Raw genomic sequence first — 7901 nt, forward strand, 5'->3', positions numbered from 1 at the left:
CAAATGGTGGAAACTGGGGCATACTCGTGGGGGCAAGCTATCAGTATGCTACCAACAAAAATGATCTCTTCCAGATTGACAATCTCAAGAGCTTCAATTTCAATATTGGAATATTCCTGAACAATTAAAAATATTCAATGATACTTAAGAATTGATGATTGCTAATTTGTTTATGCTTAGGAACGGCTGTGTCTTGTCTAAGACGCAGCCTTTTTCTTTTATAGCAGCGATAATTGCGCGTAGGGGAGCGCCTTCGGCGCTTGTATTTGTTCAGGATTGTGATGATTTTTGGATTAGAATGATTTTTAGGATCGTGATGTTTTTTTGGATTAGAATGATGTTTGGTGATGTTTGGGATAGTGACGTTTTAGGATAGTGATGTTTTTTAAATATTATCGGGGAGATAAAAGCAGATAATCGCTTCTATCTCCCCGAATCTTTTAAAATCCTACTAAATCAAATCGGGCAATCATGGTTAATCAACCTAATCCTGTCCCCCTGGAAAATCGCCGAAGGCGATCCCCCATATACATAAAAATAACGGCAGGGAGGGAGCTCCTTGCCGTTTTCCTATTCTATCAACCATTAAACTGTAAGTAATTTTTTCTCCGGAATTAATGTACGCTGCGATAGCCAAACGCTAAGAGCTAAAAGCAAAAAGCCAACAACTAACAGCTAAAAAAAACATGCAGGGTGAGAACACCCCGCAATCTTCATCGCCTGTAGATTCCACGCTAGTGTACTATTGAGAAACCGTACAGGAATGAATCACGATGGCGGGTTGTAAAGTTAATATCGTGATGATATAGTCATTTTATTTCCGTTGAAAAGTATCATTGTTAAGTGTATTCCCATTTAAATAAGACAGAGTGTCGGCCCGGAGCCTGCACGATTAAATACAACCCCACTACCATCCGTGATCTTCCGGACCGGCTCTGCCTGCATTTTTACAATAATCTCAGGCGATGGGCAACCGCTGTAAGGTTGCAAAACCGGCCATCCGTTGCTATGTAATGCTTAGGTCACTACGTGATGGCTGTACTTTTAACTGTGTGAAGACTTCCGGCTTTTTTCCAGTTCATCTATAAACGGTATTTCATCCAGGATGTAAGACCGGATAGCGTTCTGGAAATAAGCCTCCAGCTGAAAGAATTTTGCTGCATTCTTTCCGCCAATAACTTTAGTGAATTTTTTAAAATAGCGTTTGTGAAATTTGTCATAGGCCATATCGTTGCTGATGGTACGATTGGCAAGAGACTCAGCTGTTTTATCATCCAGCTGATTATATGCCTTTGCATAATCGTTTAAAATCACCAGCCGCTCCCGGGAGAGCTCCCTCCTATTGGATTCGTAGTCGCCGTATAATTGCCAGAATGCGTTCGACTGGCCACTATCCAGCTGCATAAACTGTTCTACTACCGCCTTCTTTTCTTTACCAAACACCGATTGAATAACCGCAAGGTCTTCATTGGCAGCTTGTCCGAAAGCATGGCCGTACCAGCAGAACATTAGAATAAGTACCGTTTTCTTCATAAGTGCATTTTTTATATTTGGCCGCCGAGGAAGCAGGTCATTTGCCACAGTGAAGATGATTCGCTAAAAGGGGTATGCTCAGGAAGGATAATTGTAAACCTGTTATCCTATAACATCACGATGTCAAAAAAAGTTACATAATTATTCTTATTTTTTTTTCTGAGAAAATTCATGGCATTTTAAAAATATCTGTTTAATTTACAATCAGAATAACCCTCCTGGCATATACAATTCGCTCTCATCTGTTTTCATTGCATCATTAAATTCTGAAAAATGAATACAGAGCGCATGCGTTCCCTTCGCTACATTACCGTATTGATAATTGGCTATGTATGTTTCAGCCCCTCCGCTTTCGCCCAGCTAAAAGGTGATCACATCCTGGGGGATGCCGGATTGCAATCCGGCACACAGGCGCCTCCCGGATTTGCGCTGGTAGTACCGGTTTACCTCTACAACGCCTCCAAATTAAAGAACAGCAAAGGCGATGTCGTTACCGACAACCTGGGATTAAACATGTTTGTAACCGGCATTGGTGGCAGCTGGGTCACCAATTTAAAAATACTGGGTGCCAATTACGGTGGATCTGTACTGTTCCCCTTTGCCAGTAACCGGCTGGAGTCTACCGTTACCACCACCAAATCACCCTTTGCATTCACTGATATCTATCTTCAGCCCGTACAATTAGGATGGCATACCAAACAGGCCGACTTCCTGTTTGGCTACGCCCTTTACTTCCCCAGCGGAAAATATGAACAGGGAGGTAGTGATAATAGTGGGCTGGGACAGCTGGTAAATGAATTTTCCGCCGGTACCACCGTATTCTTTAATAAAACTAAAACAATTCATTTCGCTTCCCTGTTATCTTACGCACTGAACGGTGAGAAGAAAAATACCGATGTCAAAACCGGCGACAATCTGAGTATTGAAGGCGGTCTTGGTAAAACCTGGTATATGAAAGCGGCGGCAGGCCCCGTCCCCAAAATCGTTAATGTAGGTGTAGTTTATTATATGCAATTTAAAACCACTACAGATAAGATTCCCCTCAGCAGTGGATACCTGCTGGATCCGTCTAAAGACAAAATTTTCGGCGTTGGCGCGGAAGGTAGTTACTATGCCCCCAGCATCCGGACATTATTTGACCTCAGATGGCTGGCAGAAATGGGCGCCGAAAACAGAATACAAGGCAACACCTTTATGCTGACCGTGGCGTATTCGCTGAAATCATTCGCAAAAAAATAGCACCATCCTCATTTCTCACATAAAACATGCATCATGAAAGCACTTAACTTATCATTCGTTCTGCTGGCCTTTTTATTCTGCTCCCTAAGCACACAGGCGCAGGATCAGGAAGTAGTAGTAGACGCCCAGAAAATTAACAGTAAATCCATGCCCAAATCCGTGCAGGATTCCCTGAAAAAAAACTTCCCCCACATGACGTTAAAACAGGTATTGAAAATGCCCCTGAAAACGTACAAAGCAAACTGGAATGTATCGGAAGATAATGTAGCCGCCCTCAGCAGCGACGATTACAGTATGTATGTTTTAAACATCACCGGCAAAAATGGCGGCAACATGGAAGCTACCTACGACCAGAACGGACAACTGGTAGAAGCCAAGGAAGTACTCGTTAACTCCCGCTTACCCCGCAGTGTGTCCACTTACATTGTTCAAACCTACAAAGGCTACCTGATCGACTCCGACAAAATTAAAAAAACCATCCGCCCTGATAAAACAGAGCAACGGTTCGAAGTAGCCATTCACAAAGGCAGCGATAAGAAGAGACTCTTCTTTGATAACGACGGTAAGTTTATCAAAGAAAAAGAATAAGGTGTGTTTTATATGAAAAGCCCTGGCTGCGTGATGTAGTCAGGGCTTTTCTATGCGGTGAACTTTTGTTACTTTAGTGAACATCACTGACTACTTCTTTTCTATAGATGAATCAAATCAGCCATGAGCGTAGAAAAAGATACACCCAAAAAAACTACCGGCAAAACAGTTCCCTTTCTCTCCAAAAACGAAAACCAGGCGGAGAAAAAGGTAGATGGTAAGCTATTGAAGTTTACCAACCTGGATAAACTATACTGGCCCAAAGAAGGGATCACCAAACGGGATCTGATCAACTATTACGCCGCCATCGCCGATTATATACTTCCCTACCTGAAAGACAGACCGCAGTCGCTGAACCGCTTCCCGGAAGGGATTACCGGGTTTAACTTCTACCAGAAAAATGTGGAAGACAAAGTAGCCGCCTGGATCAAACGATTCCCGTATACCAGTGAGTCCGATGGCGTAACCAAAGAATTTATGGTGTGTACAGATAAAGCCAGTCTGTTGTACATGGCTAATTTAGGCTGTATAGAACTAAATCCCTGGCACAGCAGGATCAGTAAGCCCGACTACCCGGACTACTGCCTCATAGACCTCGATCCCGACACCAACACCTTTGAGCAGGTGATGGACACGGCGCTCGCAGTAAAAAGTGTGCTGGATGATATTGGCGCACCTTCTTATGTAAAGACCTCTGGCGCTACCGGCATGCATATACTTATTCCGCTCGGCGCAAAATATACTTTCGAACAATCCCGCATGCTGGCGGAATTGATCGTAGGTGTGGTGAACCGACGCTTGCCCGATACCACCAGTGTGCTGAGAACACCCGCGAAGAGAAAAGGAAAAATCTATCTGGACTTCCTGCAAAACCGGCAAATCCAAACCATGGCATCAGCCTATTCGCTGCGACCCAGACCTGGAGCCACGGCCTCGGCCCCGCTGCGTTGGGAGGAAGTGAAAAAAGGACTGAAAGTAACTGACTTCAATATCAACAATCTCCCGAAACGGCTGGCCCGCGAAGGGGATCTGCTCAAAGGATTGCTGGGCAAAGGGATTAACATGATGACGGTTCTTAACAAATTGAAAAAATTCCTGTAACACGTTTTTTCATCAGGCTTTCCTGGCCTTTTTCCGCGTCAACAAATCTTCCTCATGTTTACTAAGCGCATCGCCAATCGCTTCTTCCACAGAATGGGATTCCGTCATGCTCACTCTCTTCTTCGTTTCCTCCACCATTACCCGATAATATTTATGTAAAACATCCAGCTCTTCTTCCGATAAATTTTCCACGTCGATCAGCCGGTTGCTGGCGGATTTATTGGCAGCAATCAGCTCATTCAGTTTCAGTTGTACCGACTTGGAATCTTTGTTCTGTGATTTTTGAATAATGAACACCATCAGGAAAGTAATGATGGTAGTGCCGGTATTGATGACCAGCTGCCAGGTATCTGAATAGTGGAATACCGGGCCACTCACCGCCCATACAATGATCACCGTGAGGGCCACGAAAAAGGCCCAGGGGCTACCGGTGGCGGCAATTACTTTGGTAGACATTTTTTCAAAGAAGTTTTTTTGAGAGGGGCCGTTGGTCAGTTCTTTCATGGCTACATTGTTTTTAAGTAGCAGCGCAAGTATTGCACCAGTGTGAAAGCGGGCATTTAAAGGCTATGAAGGGGACGATTTGGCCCGGAGATTCCACAAAACGGCCACATTTCCCCCTCCCCACACATTATATTAATTTTATTAAACACTTCCCTCCTCTCAATTGTAATACAACCGTAAGAAAAACATATCCATATGTCTGATTCCAATAACCCGGAAAAATTTGTCCCCCGAGGAGCTGTTGCCTTCTTCGCTTTACTGGTGGTCATCGGATTAATTATTTGGTTTGGTATCTACTTTCTCATGCTTTCCAGGATTTAAATCGTTCGTTATGATCGACAAATTTGAAAGGAATGTAATTATCACGGCACTCTGTATATCCGCCCTGTTTATCTTTTCGCTGTTTTATGCCATGGGCGCAAAGAAGGCGGATGTAACGGAATGTTTGCCGTATGATAAATCTTATGAAACGGCACGGGTAAACCAGGTAGACAAAAACACCTACCAGATTTTCTATGTAGCGCGTATGTGGAACTTCGAGCCATCTATCACCTATATCCCGGTGGGCAGTGAAGTGGACCTGTTTCTGACCTCACTGGATGTGGTACATGGATTTAATATTTACAATAAGAATGTGAACCTGATGGGCGTACCGGGTGGCGTATCTAAAACCACCATCCGCTTTGACGAGCCGGGGGTGTACAAAGTAGTATGTCATGAGTTTTGTGGTACCGGTCACCAGAACATGCAGGCGGAAATTATTGTCAACTATCCCAATAAAAAATAAGCAAACGATGAATGTAAGCAGGTTCCTAAAGAACATCATACTGGCAGAATTATTTGTGCCGGTGCTGTTGCTCACAATCGGCATTTACCACGGGCTAATGCAGGTTATTTACCGGGCCGGGGTTATTCACCAGGCTGCGGTAGCCAAACTGGATTACTATCAGGGCCTCACCCTGCATGGCGTGATCAATGCTGTAGTACTCACTACCTTTTTTGCCGTCGCCTTCGGGCATGCCACCATTGCATTTTACCTGAAGCAGGAACCACACCGGAAAGCCAGCATGCTGTCGATGGTGCTGATGGTAGTGGGAACGCTGATGGCGGCAGCAGCCATGCTGGCGGGCAAAGCATCCGTACTGTATACTTTTTATCCGCCACTGAAAGCGCATCCCGCTTTTTATATTGGTACCGCGATGTTGATTGTAGGCTCCTGGGTAGCGTATTGGGACTGGTGTATTATTTATGTGCGGTGGAAACGGGAGCACCGCGATATCAATACGCCGCTGGCAGTGATTGGCACGCTGGTTAATTTCACCATCTGGTTTGTGTGCACCCTGGCGGTGGCTTATGAGGTGCTGGTATTACTGGTGCCATGGAGCATGGGATGGACGGCCGGCGTAAACGTAGTGCTGGCGCGTACTTTATTCTGGTTCTTTGGTCATGCACTGGTGTATTTCTGGTTGCTGCCTTCTTATATTATGTTTTATACCATGCTGCCTAAACTGGCGGGGGGCAAACTATACTCAGCTACAGCGGGGCGCATTGCCTTTTTCCTGTTCCTCCTTTTGTCGATCCCCATTGGCGTACATCATCAGTTTGGAGATCCTTCTATTGGCAGGGGTATTAAGCTCACGCAGTCTATACTCACTTTTGGTGTAGCGGTACCCAGTTTTATTACAGCGTTTACCATTGCGGCATCACTGGAGTACGCCGCCCGCCTGCGGGGTGGCAAAGGCTTATACCGCTGGATCTGGAAACTGCCTTTTTTCAGAAAGGATGTGTTTTTATTTGGCTACCTGATCAACGGGCTTATTCTCTTCATTTTTGGTGGGTTAACGGGCCTGGTCAATGCTTCCTATTCGCTGAACAATGTCGTACACAACACTTCTTTTATTCCCGGGCATTTTCATTTAACGGTGGCAGGGCCGGTGTTTTTAGCGATCATCGGCATGTCCATTTTCCTGGTATCGCAACTCACCGGTAAGAAAATATTCCTGCCGGCCATCAATACCATTATCCCCTATTTATGGACCGTAGGGGTATTGATTTTTTCGGCCGGACTAATGTGGGGAGGTCTGATGGGCGAACCCCGCAGAACCAATATGGGCCTCACTTACCTGAATCCTGCCAGTGAGCAGTTTCATTCCTATTGGGTGATTTCCAGTATGCTGGGACTGGCAGGTGGCGGCATTATGTTTATTGCAGGCTTTCTATACTTTATCGTTTTCTTTGGTACTTTTTTTCGGAAGAAGACATCGCCGTCTACCCTCGATTTGCCGGTCAGCGAAAGTTATCACGAAGACAAAAGGGTTCCTTTATTCGATACTTTCCGTCCCTGGCTGGTACTGATGGTGCTGATTATCCTGATGGCCTATATCCCTGCTATTTCTGATGCGCTGAATAATACTGGCAGAAAAGCGCCGCCCTATCAGCCTTCTGATCCTACACCCGTTATTATGAAGAAATGAACAGACCTGGCTTTCACATATTAAACTCCTGGAAAGCGGCGCTGGCCGCCCTGATTGTACTGCCATTACTGGCGTATGGGATGGTGCATTGGGCAGAAGAAAAATACAGCCATTTGCCTTTGTATGGGAAAAACAATACGGTGATAACAGATATAAAAGATGCCGCCGTATTGCCCCCATTTTCTTTTACAGACCAGGACAGCGTGGTAGTGACCAATACGCTGCTCAAAGGCAATATTACCGTGGCAAACTTTTTCTTTACCTCCTGCCCGGTGATATGTCCGAAGATGATGCGGCAATTACAGCGCATTCCGGCGGCAGATAAAGCAGTGGTACTGCTTTCGCTTACCGTAGACCCGGAAAGGGATTCACCGGCTACTTTACACCGGTATGCCGCAAAGCTGCCCATGACTACAGACAAATGGAAGCTGCTGACCGGTGATAAAAAATCGCTGTATTACT

9 protein-coding genes are annotated in these 7901 nt (G+C 45.2%); 7 read left to right on the forward strand and 2 right to left on the reverse strand.

Annotated features, from left to right (window positions below; translation table 11 throughout):
• Window positions 1-1044: 1044 nt before the first annotated feature.
• A complete protein-coding gene (locus VIP81_RS06700) occupies window positions 1045-1533 on the reverse strand; it encodes a hypothetical protein (protein ID WP_331957699.1) in 489 nt (162 codons plus the stop codon).
• Window positions 1534-1806: 273 nt separating this feature from the next.
• Here VIP81_RS06700 and VIP81_RS06705 point away from each other — a divergent pair, with 273 nt between their 5' ends.
• The 3 genes from VIP81_RS06705 to ligD all read left to right on the forward strand — a co-directional run bounded on the left by VIP81_RS06705 (window position 1807) and on the right by ligD (window position 4461).
• A complete protein-coding gene (locus VIP81_RS06705; protein WP_331957700.1) occupies window positions 1807-2772 on the forward strand; it encodes a SphA family protein in 966 nt (321 codons plus the stop codon).
• A gap of 33 nt (window positions 2773-2805) precedes the next feature.
• Window positions 2806-3360, forward strand: coding sequence for a hypothetical protein (locus VIP81_RS06710; RefSeq protein WP_331957701.1), 555 nt, complete (start codon window positions 2806-2808; stop codon window positions 3358-3360).
• Window positions 3361-3483: 123 nt separating this feature from the next.
• The gene (gene ligD, locus VIP81_RS06715; RefSeq protein ID WP_331957702.1) at window positions 3484-4461 is read left to right on the forward strand and encodes a non-homologous end-joining DNA ligase; all 978 of its coding nucleotides are present in this window, start codon (window positions 3484-3486) and stop codon (window positions 4459-4461) included.
• Between the two features lie 12 nt (window positions 4462-4473).
• Here the strand turns inward: ligD and VIP81_RS06720 are convergent, their stop codons facing one another.
• Complete coding sequence (locus VIP81_RS06720) at window positions 4474-4965, reverse strand: low affinity iron permease family protein (protein ID WP_331957703.1); 492 nt, start codon at window positions 4963-4965, stop codon at window positions 4474-4476.
• Window positions 4966-5160: 195 nt separating this feature from the next.
• Between VIP81_RS06720 and VIP81_RS33740 the strand changes: the two genes are divergently transcribed.
• The 4 genes from VIP81_RS33740 to VIP81_RS06735 all read left to right on the forward strand — a co-directional run.
• Window positions 5161-5286, forward strand: coding sequence for a cytochrome c oxidase subunit 2A (locus tag VIP81_RS33740; protein WP_133811474.1), 126 nt, complete (start codon window positions 5161-5163; stop codon window positions 5284-5286).
• A 10-nt stretch (window positions 5287-5296) separates the two neighbouring features.
• A complete protein-coding gene (locus tag VIP81_RS06725; protein ID WP_331957704.1) occupies window positions 5297-5752 on the forward strand; it encodes a hypothetical protein in 456 nt (151 codons plus the stop codon).
• Between the two features lie 7 nt (window positions 5753-5759).
• On the forward strand, window positions 5760-7439 hold the full coding sequence (locus VIP81_RS06730) for a cbb3-type cytochrome c oxidase subunit I (RefSeq protein ID WP_331957705.1): 1680 nt from the start codon (window positions 5760-5762) through the stop codon (window positions 7437-7439).
• Window positions 7436-7901 (forward strand): SCO family protein (locus tag VIP81_RS06735; protein ID WP_331957706.1); only part of this gene is annotated, 466 nt, incomplete at its 3' end. The genes VIP81_RS06730 and VIP81_RS06735, both read left to right, overlap by 4 nt.

It is taken from the genome of Chitinophaga sp., assembly GCF_036566945.1.
Taxonomy (GTDB): domain Bacteria; phylum Bacteroidota; class Bacteroidia; order Chitinophagales; family Chitinophagaceae; genus Chitinophaga.